General features: G+C 68.3%; 17 protein-coding genes. 8 read left to right on the forward strand and 9 right to left on the reverse strand.

The window, feature by feature from the left end; genetic code table 11:
- Positions 1 to 52: 52 nt before the first annotated feature.
- The 3 genes from ACIA58_RS18840 (at position 53) to ACIA58_RS18850 (ending at position 2,930) form a co-directional block, all read left to right on the forward strand.
- Entirely contained in the window at positions 53 to 793 is a 741-nt protein-coding gene (locus ACIA58_RS18840; RefSeq protein WP_396404946.1) for a TetR/AcrR family transcriptional regulator, read from the forward strand.
- Positions 794 to 967: 174 nt separating this feature from the next.
- On the forward strand, positions 968 to 2,215 hold the full coding sequence (gene nuoH / locus ACIA58_RS18845; RefSeq protein WP_396404948.1) for an NADH-quinone oxidoreductase subunit NuoH: 1,248 nt from the start codon (positions 968 to 970) through the stop codon (positions 2,213 to 2,215).
- Positions 2,208 to 2,930, forward strand: a complete 723-nt coding sequence (locus ACIA58_RS18850; RefSeq protein WP_396404949.1) for a TetR/AcrR family transcriptional regulator — start codon at positions 2,208 to 2,210, stop codon at positions 2,928 to 2,930. The genes nuoH and ACIA58_RS18850 overlap by 8 nt, the downstream gene beginning before the upstream one ends.
- Before the next feature lie 58 nt (positions 2,931 to 2,988).
- Here ACIA58_RS18850 and ACIA58_RS18855 read toward each other — a convergent pair whose 3' ends face one another.
- The 7 genes from ACIA58_RS18855 to ACIA58_RS18885 all read right to left on the reverse strand — a co-directional run bounded on the left by ACIA58_RS18855 (position 2,989) and on the right by ACIA58_RS18885 (position 8,366).
- Positions 2,989 to 3,390, reverse strand: a complete 402-nt coding sequence (locus tag ACIA58_RS18855) for a cupin domain-containing protein (RefSeq protein ID WP_396404950.1) — start codon at positions 3,388 to 3,390, stop codon at positions 2,989 to 2,991.
- Positions 3,391 to 3,525: 135 nt separating this feature from the next.
- Positions 3,526 to 4,347 carry an aldo/keto reductase gene (locus ACIA58_RS18860; protein ID WP_396404951.1) on the reverse strand — a complete coding sequence of 274 codons (822 nt, stop codon included), beginning with the start codon at positions 4,345 to 4,347 and terminating at the stop codon, positions 3,526 to 3,528.
- 26 nt (positions 4,348 to 4,373) lie between these two features.
- Positions 4,374 to 5,963, reverse strand: coding sequence for an ABC transporter permease (locus ACIA58_RS18865; RefSeq protein ID WP_396404952.1), 1,590 nt, complete (start codon positions 5,961 to 5,963; stop codon positions 4,374 to 4,376).
- Positions 5,960 to 6,895: an ATP-binding cassette domain-containing protein gene (locus ACIA58_RS18870; RefSeq protein ID WP_396404953.1), complete on the reverse strand. Its 936-nt coding sequence runs from the start codon at positions 6,893 to 6,895 to the stop codon at positions 5,960 to 5,962. Before ACIA58_RS18870 ends, ACIA58_RS18865 begins: the two co-directional genes overlap by 4 nt.
- The gene (locus tag ACIA58_RS18875; protein WP_396404954.1) at positions 6,892 to 7,530 is read right to left on the reverse strand and encodes a TetR/AcrR family transcriptional regulator; all 639 of its coding nucleotides are present in this window, start codon (positions 7,528 to 7,530) and stop codon (positions 6,892 to 6,894) included. Before ACIA58_RS18875 ends, ACIA58_RS18870 begins: the two co-directional genes overlap by 4 nt.
- Positions 7,531 to 7,578: 48 nt before the next feature.
- The gene (locus tag ACIA58_RS18880; RefSeq protein WP_396404955.1) at positions 7,579 to 8,055 is read right to left on the reverse strand and encodes a hypothetical protein; all 477 of its coding nucleotides are present in this window, start codon (positions 8,053 to 8,055) and stop codon (positions 7,579 to 7,581) included.
- A complete protein-coding gene (locus tag ACIA58_RS18885) occupies positions 8,055 to 8,366 on the reverse strand; it encodes an STAS domain-containing protein (RefSeq protein WP_396404956.1) in 312 nt (103 codons plus the stop codon). The genes ACIA58_RS18880 and ACIA58_RS18885 overlap by 1 nt, the downstream gene beginning before the upstream one ends.
- Before the next feature lie 149 nt (positions 8,367 to 8,515).
- Between ACIA58_RS18885 and ACIA58_RS18890 the strand changes: the two genes are divergently transcribed.
- The 3 genes from ACIA58_RS18890 to ACIA58_RS18900 are packed head-to-tail and all read left to right on the forward strand — an operon-like array spanning position 8,516 to position 11,174.
- Complete coding sequence (locus ACIA58_RS18890) at positions 8,516 to 9,211, forward strand: response regulator (protein WP_396404997.1); 696 nt, start codon at positions 8,516 to 8,518, stop codon at positions 9,209 to 9,211.
- A complete protein-coding gene (locus ACIA58_RS18895; protein WP_396404957.1) occupies positions 9,211 to 10,596 on the forward strand; it encodes an ATP-binding protein in 1,386 nt (461 codons plus the stop codon). Before ACIA58_RS18890 ends, ACIA58_RS18895 begins: the two co-directional genes overlap by 1 nt.
- Positions 10,593 to 11,174, forward strand: coding sequence for a GerMN domain-containing protein (locus ACIA58_RS18900; RefSeq protein ID WP_396404958.1), 582 nt, complete (start codon positions 10,593 to 10,595; stop codon positions 11,172 to 11,174). Before ACIA58_RS18895 ends, ACIA58_RS18900 begins: the two co-directional genes overlap by 4 nt.
- A gap of 11 nt (positions 11,175 to 11,185) precedes the next feature.
- On the opposite strand, the gene ACIA58_RS18905 is transcribed toward ACIA58_RS18900, so the two are convergent.
- Positions 11,186 to 11,692, reverse strand: a complete 507-nt coding sequence (locus tag ACIA58_RS18905) for a MarR family winged helix-turn-helix transcriptional regulator (RefSeq protein WP_396404959.1) — start codon at positions 11,690 to 11,692, stop codon at positions 11,186 to 11,188.
- 260 nt (positions 11,693 to 11,952) lie between these two features.
- Between ACIA58_RS18905 and ACIA58_RS18910 the strand changes: the two genes are divergently transcribed.
- Positions 11,953 to 12,288 carry a hypothetical protein gene (locus tag ACIA58_RS18910; protein ID WP_396404960.1) on the forward strand — a complete coding sequence of 112 codons (336 nt, stop codon included), beginning with the start codon at positions 11,953 to 11,955 and terminating at the stop codon, positions 12,286 to 12,288.
- 18 nt (positions 12,289 to 12,306) lie between these two features.
- Here the strand turns inward: ACIA58_RS18910 and ACIA58_RS18915 are convergent, their stop codons facing one another.
- Positions 12,307 to 13,293: a cytochrome c oxidase assembly protein gene (locus tag ACIA58_RS18915; RefSeq protein ID WP_396404961.1), complete on the reverse strand. Its 987-nt coding sequence runs from the start codon at positions 13,291 to 13,293 to the stop codon at positions 12,307 to 12,309.
- 155 nt (positions 13,294 to 13,448) lie between these two features.
- Between ACIA58_RS18915 and ACIA58_RS18920 the strand changes: the two genes are divergently transcribed.
- Positions 13,449 to 14,837 (forward strand): sulfatase, encoded by a 1,389-nt coding sequence (locus tag ACIA58_RS18920; protein WP_396404962.1) that lies wholly within the window; start codon positions 13,449 to 13,451, stop codon positions 14,835 to 14,837.
- Positions 14,838 to 14,933 lie beyond the last annotated feature (96 nt).

Below are 14,933 nucleotides of genomic sequence, written 5' to 3' on the forward strand. Positions count from 1 at the left end.
AGGTACACACGAAGTCAACCAGCCAGCTGCCGAGAGGCGAGGAGCCGACCTGATGCCGTCGACCGACGATGCGCACCTACCGCCGGGACTCGTGCTCGCGTGGGGCCGGCCCGCCAAGCCGAACAAGCTCGGCCGGAAGCCGACACAGAGTGTCGAGCACATCGTCGACGCAGCCCTCGAGCTGGCCGATGCCGACGGGTTCGCCGCGTTGTCGATGCCCAAGATCGCCCAGAAGCTCGGGCTGACCGCCAACGCGATCTATCGGTACGTCAGGTCCCGCGACGAGCTCCTGGTCCTGCTCGGCGACGCAGGCTGGGGTCCGGCACCGGACGGGGTCGCCGACGTACGAGACTGGAGAGCCGCGGCGACCGCCTGGACGCAGGCGATGGTCGATCGATGCGACATCCACCCCTGGCTCTGCGATCTCCCCATCCGCGGAGCGCCGATGACGCCGAACCTGCTCGGCTGGGCAGAGGCGGTCCTGAAGGTGCTGACCACCGCCGGGCTGACTCCCACCGAAAGCCTGTCGTGCGCGTTACTGCTGGACGGCTACGCCCGGCGGATCGCCAGCGCGCGCCGCGACCTGCGAGACAGCACCACGACCTCAGTCGAGCCGGCGGCGGTGACCCGATTCCTGGAACCCCGGCTGCACGAACTCGGCTACACGGTCCTGGCAGGCCTGATGGCCGGCAACCACTACACCGACGAGATCCACGACGCCGACGTAACCTTCGGCCTCGGCCGAATCCTGGACGGCATCGACGTACTGATCACACAGAAGCAGTCGACGTAGCAGCCCCGACCGCGCCCGGGTGGGCGGACGGTGGCGTTTGCAGGTCGCGTTCTATACTGATACGCCGTATCTATTACAAAGAACGGTCTCGCTGTGGCGATGCGCCTTTCTAACATGGCTACAGCGATCAGTGCGCGCCTGACGGAGGGGTTCATGGCGATATGCTGTATTGGTTTGGACAGCGCTGGCTTGCCGGCGCGAAGTGCGGGTGAGCTGACGGAGTTCGGGCAGGACGAGTGGTGGGTGGTGCTGGTCAAGGCGGTGGTGATCTTTGTCTTTCTGATGGTGCTGACGCTTTTCAGCATCTGGGCGGAGCGGCGGGTGGTCGCTCGGATGCAGCAGCGCATCGGTCCGAAGGTCAACGGGCCGTTCGGGCTGCTGCAGTCGCTGGCCGACGGGATGAAGCTGATCCTGAAGGAGGACCTGATCCCGAAGACGGCCGACAAGGTGATCTTCTTGTTCGCGCCGCTGATCGTGGTCGTGCCGGCCTTCGCCACCTGGTCCGTGATGCCGTTCGGGCCGACGGTCCGGCTGCCCTGGAGCGACATTCACACACAGTTGCAGCTCACCGACATGCCGGTCTCGGTGGTCTTCGTGCTCGCGATGGCCTCGATCGGCATCTACGGCATCGTGCTGGGCGGCTGGTCGTCCGGGTCGACGTACTCGCTGCTCGGGGGGCTGCGCTCGAGCGCCCAGATGATCTCGTACGAGGTCTCGATGGGGCTCTCGTTCGTCGCGGTGTTCCTGTACGCCGGGTCGATGTCGACGTCGCAGATCGTCGAGGCGCAGGACAAGGTCTGGTACGGCCTGATCCTCGCGCCATCGTTCGTGACCTACGTGATCTCGATGGTCGGCGAGACCAACCGGGCGCCGTTCGACCTGCCCGAGGCCGAGGGCGAGCTGGTCGGCGGGTTCCACACCGAGTACTCCTCGGCGAAGTTCATGCTGTTCTTCCTCGCCGAGTACGTGAACATGGGCACGGTGTCGGCGATGGCGACCACCATGTTCCTGGGCGGCTGGCACGCGCCCTGGCCGCTCAACGTGATCTGGGACGGCGCCGACAGCGGCTACTGGCCGGTCCTGTGGTTCATCGGCAAGGTGTTGTTCTTCATCTTCGTGTTCGTCTGGCTGCGCGGGACACTGCCGCGGCTGCGGTACGACCAGTTCATGCATTTCGGCTGGAAGCGGCTGATGCCCTTGTCACTCGTGTGGATCCTGGCAGTCGCGACCGTCCGCGCGATCGACCTGGACGGTCGGCAGTGGCTCGTGGCGATCGCGCTGTGCGTGGTCGCGTTCGGCATACTGATGTTCGTCGGCGAGAAGAAGCAGTCCGACGCCGCCGCACAGCGGGAGGTGAGGTTCGACGCCTTCGCCGGCGGATATCCCGTACCGCCGATGCCGCCACGAGGTCCCGATGCCTGACGACAGTTCCCCGGCCGTGGGGCCGGTGTGGGCGCGCGACGACCGCCGGCCCCGGCGCAGGACGCTCACCCGTGAATCGATCGTGTACACGGCGGTCGCGATCGCCGACCGCGACGGGCTCGACGCCGTCTCGATCCGCAGCGTCGCGGCGGAGCTCGACGTACGGCCGATGAGCTTGTACGGGCACGTGTCGAGCAAGGACGACCTGCTCGACCTGATGTTCGACCAGCTGGCCGGGGAGAGCGTGCTCGGTGAGCAGCTCCCGCACGAGTGGCGGACCGCGCTCGAGGCCATCGCCCGGCGTACGAGGGACCAAGGCCTCGCGCACCCGTGGACCATCGAGCTGATGGTCGATCGCATCCAACTAGGTCCGAACACGCTCCGCGTCCTCGACGAGTGGGTCCAAGCCGTCAAGCCCTTGTCGGTCACCACGGAAACCGCCTGGAGCATCGTGACCGCCGTCAACGACTACGTCGTCGGCTACGTCACCCGGGTCTCGGCGCAGCGCCGCGCCGTACCGACGGACCCACGAGCCGCCGGGGAGTGGACCAGGAGCGTCCGCAACTACTTGACCGAACGCGCCGACAGCGGGGACTACCCCCACATCGCGCCCCTCCTACGCCACGGCTTCGCCGCACAACCGGACAACTTCGAGGCAGGCCTCTCCTCAATCCTCGACACGATCGAACAGCTGCACGCGGTCAGCTCCGGCTGAGGTCCTCCTAGCGAGAGGACCGGAGTTGCGGCTCTTGGCCGGTTGGTTGCCGGGGTGGTCAGCCGGAGTTCGCTGCTTGGTAGGTCTGGTCGGTGACTGGTTCGTGCCAGGTGGTGGGGTCGCCGTCGGTTGCTTCGAGCATGGCTATGTGGCACATGAAGGTGTCTGCGGCGCCGCCGTGCCAGTGGTCTTCGCCTGGTGGGGTCCAGACGGTGTCGCCGGCGCGCATGCGGATGACCTTGCCGTCGCGGGTGCCGATGAGGCCTACGCCTTCAGTGACGTGGAGGGTCTGGCCGACGGCGTGCGAGTGCCAGTTGGTACGGGCGCCGGGCGCGAACCGGACCAGGGCCGCAGTGAGTCTCGATGGGTCCGTCGGGGTCTTGATCCAGGTGACGTAGACGTCGCCGGTGAAGTTCTGTTCGGGCCCCTTGGCGGTGCTGCGGACAGGGAGCAGTTCCATTGGTCGGGTCCAATCGTCTTGTCAGCTGATTCCAGCCACTGCTGTGACGCCAACTGTCACGGCGTCCAGGCAACCGCAGGGGAGGCAGGGGTAACAGGCCCGGTTGTTCAGGGTATCGACAGGACCCCCTTCCAGCTACGCGTCGTCGTACCGCGTCAAGAGGTCCGCGGTGTAGGCGGCTCCGAGGGCGTCGTCCCAGGGTTCGGATTCTGCGGCGAGGGAGTCCAGGACGGTGACGGGCCGGGTCGCGCCCGACACAACGGAGAGCACGGGCGACGACGCGAGGAGGGCTCGGAGTTGGAGGCGTTGTAGCGAGACTCCCCGAGCATCGGCCATGGCGGTCAGGTGTGGAGCTGTGGCGGAGTCGCGCAGCGGCGAGTAGGCGAAGAACGGGACGTCCTGCGCCTCGCACCAGGCGAGTACGTCGGCCGACTCGCGGCCCATCGCGGTGTGCCGGTTCTGCACCGCGTCGACACGTGCAACCGCGGCGGCTCGGTCGAGCTCGGCCACGGTGACGTTCGAGAGGCCGATCCGCGCGACCTTCCCCTCGTCACGAAGCGAGGCGAGCGCGGAAACCCCTTCCTCTACTGGTTGTTCGGCCAGGTCGACCCGGTGCAGGTAGAACAGGTCGAGCCGCTCGCCGCCGAAGACGCGCAGGCTCGTATCGACATCGGACCGGATCCGATCGGCGCTGATATCGGCATCCCAGGTGGTCGCGCTCGTCCGCGAATGGCCGCCCTTCGTCCCGACCAGTACGCCGGTACCGCGAGCCGCCTCCGCCGCGAGCGCTTCGCCGTACCAGGGCTCGTCGACGCGCGTGTACGCACGCGCCGTGTCGAGAAGCGTCGTACCGGCAGCGATCCCGGCGCGGACCGTCGCGAGGTCGGCAGCGCGGTCCCGAGGCTCGAACGACAACCCCGCAACCCCAAGCGCAACCCGACCGGTCAACAAGTTCATTCCTCACACCGTACCGGCGGAGGTGGTTAGCGCGGTACGTCGCGGTGGTTGAAGGTGGTGGAGCCGAGGACGAGGAGTGCGACAGCGACGATGCCCAGTGCGGACAGGCTCCCGGCACCGGCTGTGCCGAGGGGTGGGTTGCCGACGTGGGTTGTGGGGGCGAGGTCCAGCACCCACTGTGCGAGCTTCAGCCCGGGGCCCAGGAACGCGATGAAAGTCGCTGCGGCGTACGCCGCCCAGGCGAGTCCGAAGGCGCGGGGCCAGGTGCCGAACAAGGCCAGCGCGAGACCGGCGAGTACGAGCTCTGCCGGCAGGTAGGCCAGGCCGGACTTCAGGATTGCCGCGAAGTCGTTGGTGTTGCCAACAGACCAAGCGGTCGACACGGCGAGGACCAAGGAGGACGCGACGACGATGAGCACCAGCCCGGCCGTGACCGCGACGATGTGGGCAGCGAGCCAACGGATCCTGGACAGGGTGCCCGCGAGTCGGGTCTCCAGGCGTCCTTCGGCCTCCTCGGCTCTGAGGGCGCCGATCGCCTGGATGACGTAGCCACCGGCGATCACTGCGAGGTAGAGCTGGGTCACGGCGACGAAACCGTCCAGCGGCCGGCCGCCCTGGATGCCCATCGACTCGGCCAACGCGGGATTGCCGGCCATCGCGTCGAGCAACTGCTGGGCCAGGGCCCCCATCATCGCGGCGAACAGCATCCCGCCGGCCAGCCAGCCCACGGCCGCCGGACGATGGATCCAGATCGCGAAGCCGACCGGCCGCCGCTGGAGCCACGTCGCCCGCGCCGGACCCTCATCGCCCCGCCCCAGCGCACTGCCGAGGTCGCGGCGGCCGGCCAGCCAAACGGCCGCACCGCCCAGCGCAATTCCGACGACGGCCGGAACGGCGAGCGCCCACCACCGCTGGCCTCCGAACGGCGCTGCCTTCTCCGCCCAGCCCAGCGGGGACAACCAGGTCAACCAGGTCTTGGTCGTGTCACCGATCCCCCGCAAGGCGTACGCCGCCCCCAGCATGATCAGGCTCCACAGGTAGACCCCACGCGAATGCAGTACGAGTTGAGCCACCAGTGCGGCGAAGCCCGCGAACACGAAGGCCAGCCCGCCGAGCGCTGCGGCGTACAGGATCGCCCCGGACGCCGGCACCCCCGCGAGAACAAGCCCACCGGCGAAGAGAACGGACGTGGCGACGATCGCGGCGGTCGCGACCGCAAGCGCCGCCAGGGTGGGCTGGTGCCGGGCGATCCGGCCGCCGAGGATCGTCTCGTGCCGGCCCGACTCCTCTTCACGCCGCGTCGAGCCGGCGACCAGTCCGATGCCCAGCAACGGCAGCAGGAACGACGCCAGGAACCCGAACTCGTCCTGGATCACTCCCCCGAGGCTGTCGATGCCCTCGACGTGCCCGTTGATCGCAGCCAGCGCGCTGCCGGACGTGACGGCCTCGGCGTAGGTGTGGATCTTGGCCGGGGTGTCGTACATGCCGGCCACGGCGACGGCCGTCCCGATCATGCCGGCCGCGAGAGCGACGACCCACACCAGGAGGCCGCGGCGGCGTGTTCGCCAGACAATCCCGAGCATGACGCCCAGGCCGTGCGGCTCAGCCGTACTCATTGCGCCGCCCTGGCAAGCGTCTCGTCGGCCGGCTCGACCGTATCCCCGTAGTTGCGCAGGAACAGGGCATCGAGGCTCGGCGGCGTGACGGTCAACGTGTGGATCCGGGCCGCGTGCAACAAACCGATCGTCGCATCGAGGTGATCCGCGTCGATGGTGAACCGAGTGTCGACCTGGCCGTCCAGCCGTTCGGAGACGCAGTCGGCCACACCATCGGCCCGAGCCAGTCCGTCGGGTTCGATGCCGGTGACCGCGTGCACCGCCGTACGCGTGTGGCGGCGCAGGTCGGAGAGGCTGCCGGTGGTGACCGTCCGGCCGCGGCGAACGATGCTCACTCGGTCGGCCAGTGCCTCGACCTCGCCGAGGATGTGACTGGACAACAGCACCGTGACGCCGGCTTCTCTCCGCTCGCGCACACACTGCTGGAAGGCCTGCTCCATCAACGGATCGAGGCCGGACGTAGGCTCGTCGAGCACCAGCAGCTCGACCTCTGCCGACAGCGCGGCCACGAGTGCGACCTTCTGCCGATTGCCTTTGGAGTAGTCCCGGATCCGCTTCGTCGGATCGAGCTCGAAGCGCTCGATCAACTGCTCCCGGCGCTTCTCGTCGACAGCGCCGTACGTCGTGCCGATCACGTCGAGGCACTGGCCGCCGGTCAGGCCGGGCCAGAGCGCGACGTCGCCGGCGACGTACGCGAGACGTCCGTGCAGCCTGTCCGCTCGTCGCCAGGGATCGGCGCCGAACAGCTCGACCTGCCCGCCGCCGGCGCGCATCAGCCCGAGCAGGATGCGGATGGTGGTCGACTTGCCTGCTCCGTTGGGGCCGAGGAAGCCATGGACCTCGCCCGGACGGACAGTCAGGTCGAGGCCGTCGAGAGCGCGGACCTTGCCGAAGGTCTTGGTGAGTGCACGGACGTTGACGACGTCGATCACGATTGCTCCTCCTCGGGTGCGGAGACGAACGCGCCCTGCTGGTAGACGGCGGTGACCTCCCTGGCCCAGCGGGACATGCCCTCCGGCGTGAGCGGGTCGACCCCGATCGCGGCGGCGACATGGTTCCGCAGCAGCAGCACGGCGAGGTCGTTGACCAGCAGGAACGCAGCGCGAACCGCCGGGTCCTCGGCCGGCCGGGTGGCGCCGAGCCCGTCCATGGTTTCGAGCAGTTGGCGGGTCTGGCTGAACCAGCGACCGAACAAGGCCGCGCCCGCGGGATCGTTGGTGAGCAGCAAACGACGCAGGTACGCCGGCAGCGGCGAACCCGGTGGGAACGCACTCGCGAACATCTCGGCCATCGACGCCCAACCGTCGCCGGTCATCGCCCCGGCCACATCCTGCTCGTCCATCGCGAACAGCGCGTCGAACGCCCGCCCGGCATGGTCGTCGACCGCGGCGCGCAGACCTTCCTTGCTGCCGAAGTGATGCGCCGGCAGGGCAGGTGACACGCCCGCGGCTGCGGCGATCTCCCGCATCGTGACGCCATCGTGCCCACGCTCGGCGAACAGCCGCAGCGCGGCATTACGGATGTTCGCCTTGGCCGTGAGGTCGTCCTCATCGCTGACTGATCGCATGATCAGCATACTAATCATCTGATCAGCCGACTTCAAGAGCCAAGCAGTTCAGTTCCACCAGGGGTCGAGCGTGTCGTCGCTGCTCGAGGTGTGGACGGTCAGGGCAGCGGCGACGTCCAAGGCGATGACGGCGCGATCGAGTGCCTCGAGGGTCGGTTCCTCGACGATCGCCGGGCCGTAGATGCAGAGGGCCTGTCGCCCCTCGGCTGTTCGTCCGGCGATCTCGACCTGGCCGGCCTCGTCGCGCAACAGACTCCAGCCGGTCTCGGCGAGACAGGACAGTGCGCGCCGACGGTCGGCCGCGTGCAACGACAAGCGACGAGTGTCCGCGAAGTCGTTCAGGCGCTCGGACCAGGCCGCCTCGACCAACGGATCCACCAAGGCCTCGACGTCGCATTCCGCCCGCGGGGCGACCAGGTAGCCGGTGCCGGTCAACGGATCGAGGTACGCGACGTGGGCAGCGAACTCGACGATGCTCACGTCGACGAAGCAAGGCTGGTCCTGCTCGTCGTCCGGCTTCGACATCAGGCAGCCTCGACCTCGAACACCCGGTTGAGCCCGCTACGGCGCAGTACGTCGGTCAGCTTGCGACTGGCATGGCGGATGACGACACCGCCGCCGCGACGCCGGCAGACGCGATGCGTGTCGAGCAGAGCGGCCAGCAGCGTCGACGACATCTGGTCGATCTCGGACACGTCGATGACCACCAGGCAGGCCCCGTCCATGACGAGTCCGCGCAAGCGCCAGCGAAGGCCCGCCGGGCCGGCGTCCAGGTCGGTGTCCGACAGCGTCACGATCGCCTTCTGCAGAGGTGGGCTGTGGGTCATGTCCGTCATCGACGAGTCCTTCTGTACCGGTTCCGGTGGTGCTAACCACAGTGGCTCGTGGAGTTTGAGAGCGCCGGTGCAGCTTCTTTACGATCGGATGACATGCGGGACCCGGGCATCACAACACCGTGCGGAGTTGCGAGGATGTGACCGTGCCGATGCAGGTCCTGGTCGTGGAGGACGACGATCGTATCCGCGCGGTTCTGCGCCTGGCGCTCGAGGACGAGGGCTACCAGGTGGCGGAGGCCGCGGACACCCCGGCGGCGCTCGAGGTCGTCAGGTCGTCGGTGCCCGACCTGATGATGGTCGACCTGATGCTCGGTGAGGTCGACGGCTACACCTGCATCCGCGAGGTCCGGCGACTCAGCGACATCCCCATCGTGATTGTCAGCGCCCGGTCGGACACCCATGACATCGTCGCCGGTCTCGAGGCGGGCGCCGACGACTACGTCACCAAACCCTTTCAGGTGAAGGAGATCACGGCCAGGATCCGCGCCCTGCGCCGCCGGCTCCGGAGCAGCAGCGAGGCGACCGAGCCCGACGTCGTCCTCGACTCCGATCCCGGCCGCAGCCTGGTGCTGTCCACGTCGCGCGGCGCCGTGATGCTCGACGGGAAGGACGTCCCGCTGACCGTCACGGAGTACCGTCTGCTGGCCGAGCTGGCGCAACCGCCCGGCCGGGTGCTCAGCCGGCCCACGCTGCTGGAGAAGGTGTGGGAGCACGGGTACTACGGTGACGAGCGGATCGTCGATGTCCATATCCGGCGGCTGCGCACCAAGATCGAGCGCGATCCCGGCCGGCCGCAGGTGGTCGTCACCGTTCGAGGAATGGGCTATCGGCTGGATCCGCAATGATGCGGGGACGTCGTACGCTCGGCCTGCGCCACCGTCTCGTCGCCGCCTTCTCGCTGGTGGCTCTCCTGGTGTCGGCGGTCTTCGCGGTCAGCACCTATCTGCTTGCCCGCGGCTACCTGTTGGTCCAGCGTGAGCGAGTCGTCCAGCACCAGAGCTTCGCCGATGCGGTGTTCGTGCAACGACGGCTGGAGAGCGCGGGCGCTGACGTGTCGGCCGTGCTGACCGCTGCCGGGACACCGGCCGGGCACACGATCATCCTCAAGTGGCGCAACCAGTGGTACGCGTCCGCGCTCGATCAGGGTCGTGACGCGGTGCCATCCGCCGTACAGCAAGAGATCGCGGCCGGGCAGCCGGTCAGTCAGCGGTTCCGGTCCGCGGACGGGCCGGCGCTCGTGGTCGGCGTTCCGGTGCGGACGGTCGGAGCCGAATTCTACGAGATCGCACCACTCACCGAGCTCGACGGCACGCTTCGCCTGCTGAGTGGGATCCTCCTCGGCGGTGCACTGCTGGCAACCGCGGCGGGGGCCGCGTTGGGCGTGTGGACCAGCAGGTCGGTCATCACTCCGCTCAATCGGGTCGCGGTCACGGCGGCCTCGATCGCCGGCGGCGATCTCGAACGCCGCCTGGCGGCAACCGAGGATCCCGAGCTCGCCACCATCGTCGGCTCGTTCAACAGCATGGTCGACACACTGCATCAACGGATCACCCGCGACGCGCGCCTGGCCGCCGACGTGAGCCACGAACTCCGGTCGCCACTCACCACCCTCGTCGGCAGCGTCGATCTGCTGAACGCCCGGCGCGACGAGCTTCCCGACCGGTCCAAGCGCGCCCTGGATCTCGTCACCGCCGACCTGCAACGATTCCGCCGGCTGCTCGACGACCTCCTCGAACTGGCCCGGTCCGATGCCGGGCTCGGCCAGCGACCGAACACCGTCGTCGCTCTCGACGGACTGCTGGAACAGGTCCTGGGCGAAGTCAGCGCCGACCTGTCCACGCTGCACGGCGAGACCGGCATCTTCGTCGCAGCGGACAAGTCCCGTCTCAGCCGCTTGTTCCGCAATCTGTTCGACAACGCGAACACGCACGGCGGCGGACTTACGCGCGTGACGGTCAGCAGGACCGACGACGATCTGCTGGTCCTCGTCGACGACAGCGGCCCTGGCATCCGCCCCGAGGACCGGGAACGCGTCTTCGAGCGTTTCGCCACCGGCGCGACCAAACGCGGCTCCTCGTCCGGTACGGGTCTCGGTCTCGCGCTGGCCTCCGAGACCGCTGCGGCACACGGTGGAGCGGTTTGGTGTACTGCGTCACCGGCCGGCGGCGCGCGGTTCGTCGTACGGCTCCCGGAAGCTCGCTCGACAGCCGAGGAAGTGGTGGGGTCGTGAGGATCATCGCCGTCCTCGTCTCGGCCGTGCTGGTGCTGGCCGGCTGTGGCGTGCCGGTGCAGAGCGAGCCCGTGCCGATCGCATCCCGGGCGATACCGACCCGCTTGCAGGACCCGACCCGTCCTTCGCCCGCGGCGCCGACGCCGACCGTCGGCAAGGCCGCCATCCAGGTGAACTTCGTCCGCGACGACAAGCTGATCACCCTCGTTCGCGAGGCGCCGACCACAACGCCCGCGGACCGCCTGACGGCGGTTGTCGACACGCTGCTGGCCGGGCCGACCGACCGTGAACAGGCCGGCGGGATCACCACGGCGCTGCCGCCGGACCTGAGCCTGAGGATCGTCGAGGTCCAGGGCTCTCGCGCCGTCCTCGAACTCTCCGGTCAGACCGACGGCCGTTCGGCCACGGAGAACGTCCTCGCCGTCGGACAGATCGTCTTGTCCCTGACGGCCTTACCGTCCATCGACCAGGTGACGTTCGCGCGCGACGGCGTACCGATCGAGGCCCTGCTCGCCGACGGCGCGCTCACCACCGCGCCGCTGACCGCCTCCGACTACGAGACGTTGCGCGCGTCCTGAGCCGACGCGCTTCACCAGCCGAGGCGTCCGGCCGCTTCGGCGACGACCGCGGGCTCGTCGGCCGCGTCGGCGAACGCCACCAACGCCCGGACCAGCTCTCGACGCCGCCCGACCGGCATCCCGAGAACGATCCGCTCGATCTCGGCGCGACGCTTCCGGGTGACCTTGCGGACCAGCGTCCGGCCATCAGCGGTCAGGTCGATGACCACCTCGCGGCGGTCCTGGGCGTTCTCACGGCGGTCGACGAGACCGGCCGCGATCAGGCGGTCGACCATCCGGAGCGCTGTCGACGCCGTCACGTCGAGACGCTCCGCCAACAGGTTCAGCCGGCTCGGACCATGACCGTCGAGGACGACGAGGGTCCGGAACTGGGTCAACGTCACCGACTCCTCGACCCGGGCCAGCGACCTGGCCGACACGCCCACGAGCACCCTGGACGCGGTCAGCACGGCGGCCACGACCTCGTCTACCGCGTCGTCGACCGGAACATCGGCCGTCCGCACCCGCGATCCGGGCATCTGACTCCACCTCCGCACGTCGGTCCGGCTATGCAGAGGCTAACCGATCCGGCGACGGCGGTCATGAATTGCACTCTGCAATATTTCGAGCGACCAACTCACCGCTTCTCGTCCTACGACGCATTTGACGGCCGCACTGAGGGAACTTTGAGATCGCATGACGTTCCGCGCCAGGTGCCGCGCCGGGCCGGCCGGCGCGCTAGACAGGTCGTGATCGCTCGAAGGGACCGCCCGATGACCGAACCGCACCGGATCTGACAATGGCTGTTCCCCGACCGATCCGGCTGATCCTGGCGGCAGCCGTCTCCCGATTCCGCCGAGGTCCCAAGCCGGGGCGCCCGGCGACCCCGCTCGGATCGCAGGCGGCGGCGCAGCTCGCCGACTGGTCCGACGCCGAGCTCTACCGGGTCTGGCGCGCGACCGGCACGGAACTCCTGCGCGCACTGGGCGCCGACCGTACCGCGACCGCCGCCGAGGCGCGCGAACATCTCCTCGCCGAGATCGAACGCCGCTACCCCGCCGAAACAGCCGCGTGGCTCGCGTCCGACGCAATCTTCTCGGGCGAAGGCCCGCGCTTCCTCGAAGCCGGCAGCTGACAACAGCAGTTGCGGCGATCAACCGTCCCTGTCGCTGCCGCGTTCCGCAGCGAGCCGCTGGAGCATGCGGTTGTAGGCAGCGTGGGCCTCGTCGCTGTCGGGATCGAGTGGCCGTGCGGGATCGGCGCCGACCTCGGTCGCGATCACGCTGCTCCGTACCGCGTCCAGCCAGCGGCCGGTCATCCGCTCGCGCTTGCTGGGCGAGGTGACGACGCTGATTATCAACCCGACGGCGACGAACATCATCAGCCCGTCGCCGACGGCCCACATGAGCCCACCGGCGGTGTGCACGTCCGTCAGAGCCGGAGGCGCCCACGACGGGTGGAGGCGCATCATCACCGGGAACGGATCGGCAGTGCTCTGCAGAAGCACGATGCCGACGACCGTGTCCGGCAGCATCGCGATCAGGAACAGCACCAGCCGCAGCAGGTACCCGAGGTTCGGCCGGATCGGCTCCTCGCCCAGCAGGGGCAGGAACAACAGGCAGCCGGAAAAGACGTACAGGGCCTGCTCAGCCGGCATCAGCCAAGGGTGCATGGCCATCTGGTCCATGAACCCGGTCAGGTGGGTCCCGACGATCACCACCGCATAGACGGCCAGGCCGCTCGCAGGATGAACCAGGACACCGACCGGCCGCGAGGCAACGAGCGACCGGGCCCGGGATTGACGAGCCGTGGGAAGGGATTCCAACGTCACCGTGATCGGGTGCCCGAGAACGAGCAGCGCGGGCACGACCATGATCAGCAGCAGATGCAGCACCATGTGCATCCAGAACAGATCCATCGCATAGCGACCGATCCCGGACGCCGCACAGACCCAGAGCAGCGCGCACCCGAGGACGAACGACACCGCCCGCCACAGGTGAACCGTCGACCGACTGCGGCCGCGGATCCGCAGTACGCCGTACCCGACCGCGACCAAGAGGGCGATCGCGAGCCAGCCCGGGGCCAGTCGCCAACTGCCAAGGAAAGTATCCCAGTCCAGCGGCGGCATCGCGCTCGCCATCCGCACCTCCAAAACTTGGCCGCTGCAAGCATTGCACACTGCAATCCATGACCCGCAGGGGGTTGGTGCTGCACGACCGAGTGCGCTTAAGATGATCGGAGTTGCGCGAAAGTACGTGGTTTCGCATCTGAACAACCAATTCTTGGGAGATCGAGATGGCCGGGCCCAACATCTTGCTGATCGTGTCGGACGACCACGGCTACGCGGACCGGAGTCGTCTCGGCCTCCACCCAGAGGTGCGAACGCCGGCCTTGGACCGGCTCGCCGCGGAGGGCACGAGCTGTACGAGCGCGTACGTGACGGCGCCTATCTGCAGCCCGTCCCGGGCTGGGATCATCTCGGGGCAGTACCAGCAGCGGTGGGGCGGCCAATGGTTCGACTCCGCGAGCTTCGCGCCCGACGACGTACCGAGTCTGGCCGAGCTGCTGCAGGATCGCGGCTACCGGACGGGGTACTTCGGCAAGGTCCACTACGGCCCGGAGGACGTCGGCGACCGGGCCTGTCCTCCGCACCACGGGTTCGAGACCACCCTCTACGGTCTGGCCGGGCAATCGGTCGGCAGACTCAACTACCTGCACCACTCCAAGCAGGCGCAGAGCGAGTACGGCGAACCGGCCGCGCGGTACATGGCCGTCCAGCCGCTGCTTTCCGGCGACGAGCCGGTCGACTACGAAGGCTTCCTGACCAGCGAGCTCGGCCGGAACGCCGGTGAGTTCATCCAGGCCGACGACGACCGTCCGTACTTCTGCATGGTCGCGTTCAACGCGGTCCACAACTTCTGCTGGCAGCTGCCCGAGGAGGAGCTGGCCAAGCGCGGCCTGCCCAGCTACGACGACTGGAAGCCGGACTTCGGCCGGTCGTACAGCGAGTGGTACGACGACGTGATCGTGCCCAACCTCCCGCACGGACGCGAGTACTACCTCGCCCAGCTCGAGCTGATGGACGCCGAGATCGGCAAGCTGCTCGATCTGCTCGACACGACCGGCACAGCCGAGGACACCGTCGTCGTCTACACCACCGACAACGGCGGCTCCACCTGCAACTTCGCGGACAACACCCCACTGCGCGGGACGAAGTACACGGTCTGGGAAGGCGGCATCCGGGTCCCGATGCTCTGGCGCTGGCCTGGACAGGTGCCGGCCGGCCAGGACAACGACGCCCTCGTCAGCACCCTCGACCTCGTGCCCACTCTCCTCGACGCAGCAGGAGGCGAGACCGAGTCCGATGGCCTCAACCTGCTGCCGGTACTGCGCGGCGAGTCCGAGGGCGCCCACACCGCGCTGCACTGGGACTGTGGGTTCCAATGGGCGGTCCGGGAAGGCGACTGGAAGTTGTCCTGGGTCGACGGCGCCGACCCGCAGACCAACTACCTGCGCGACGGCGAACACGCCCCGATGGGCGACGGCTGGTTCCTCACGAATCTCAACTCCGACCTCGGCGAACAAACCAACCATTACACCGAGCAACCCGCCGTCGTAGAGCGCCTCACCGCTCTACATGCAGTCTGGCGCACCGAGGTCGGTTTGGAACCTGCCGGCGGCTAGATGTACTCGGTCATGAGGTTGGTGACAGTCGGCTGATGGGTGGTCGGCCGCCGAGTGCGGTGTGTCGGCGTTGATTGTTGTAGAAGGTGAGCCAGG

The sequence above is a fragment of the Kribbella sp. NPDC051586 genome (genome assembly GCF_044453965.1).
In the GTDB taxonomy this organism is placed as follows: domain Bacteria; phylum Actinomycetota; class Actinomycetes; order Propionibacteriales; family Kribbellaceae; genus Kribbella.

Bases quoted from the DNA above. Each gene is read 5' to 3' on its own strand.
- ACIA58_RS18840 (WP_396404946.1), top strand. From the start codon at position 53: ATGCCGTCGACCGACGATGCGCACCTACCGCCGGGACTCGTGCTCGCG.
- ACIA58_RS18850 (WP_396404949.1), top strand. From the start codon at position 2,208: ATGCCTGACGACAGTTCCCCGGCCGTGGGGCCGGTGTGGGCGCGCGAC.
- ACIA58_RS18855 (WP_396404950.1), bottom strand. From the start codon at position 3,390: ATGGAACTGCTCCCTGTCCGCAGCACCGCCAAGGGGCCCGAACAGAAC.
- ACIA58_RS18860 (WP_396404951.1), bottom strand. From the start codon at position 4,347: ATGAACTTGTTGACCGGTCGGGTTGCGCTTGGGGTTGCGGGGTTGTCG.
- ACIA58_RS18865 (WP_396404952.1), bottom strand. From the start codon at position 5,963: ATGAGTACGGCTGAGCCGCACGGCCTGGGCGTCATGCTCGGGATTGTC.
- ACIA58_RS18875 (WP_396404954.1), bottom strand. From the start codon at position 7,530: ATGCGATCAGTCAGCGATGAGGACGACCTCACGGCCAAGGCGAACATC.
- ACIA58_RS18880 (WP_396404955.1), bottom strand. From the start codon at position 8,055: ATGTCGAAGCCGGACGACGAGCAGGACCAGCCTTGCTTCGTCGACGTG.
- ACIA58_RS18885 (WP_396404956.1), bottom strand. From the start codon at position 8,366: ATGACGGACATGACCCACAGCCCACCTCTGCAGAAGGCGATCGTGACG.
- ACIA58_RS18890 (WP_396404997.1), top strand. From the start codon at position 8,516: ATGCAGGTCCTGGTCGTGGAGGACGACGATCGTATCCGCGCGGTTCTG.
- ACIA58_RS18895 (WP_396404957.1), top strand. From the start codon at position 9,211: ATGCGGGGACGTCGTACGCTCGGCCTGCGCCACCGTCTCGTCGCCGCC.
- ACIA58_RS18905 (WP_396404959.1), bottom strand. From the start codon at position 11,692: ATGCCCGGATCGCGGGTGCGGACGGCCGATGTTCCGGTCGACGACGCG.
- ACIA58_RS18910 (WP_396404960.1), top strand. From the start codon at position 11,953: ATGGCTGTTCCCCGACCGATCCGGCTGATCCTGGCGGCAGCCGTCTCC.
- ACIA58_RS18915 (WP_396404961.1), bottom strand. From the start codon at position 13,293: ATGGCGAGCGCGATGCCGCCGCTGGACTGGGATACTTTCCTTGGCAGT.
- ACIA58_RS18920 (WP_396404962.1), top strand. From the start codon at position 13,449: ATGGCCGGGCCCAACATCTTGCTGATCGTGTCGGACGACCACGGCTAC.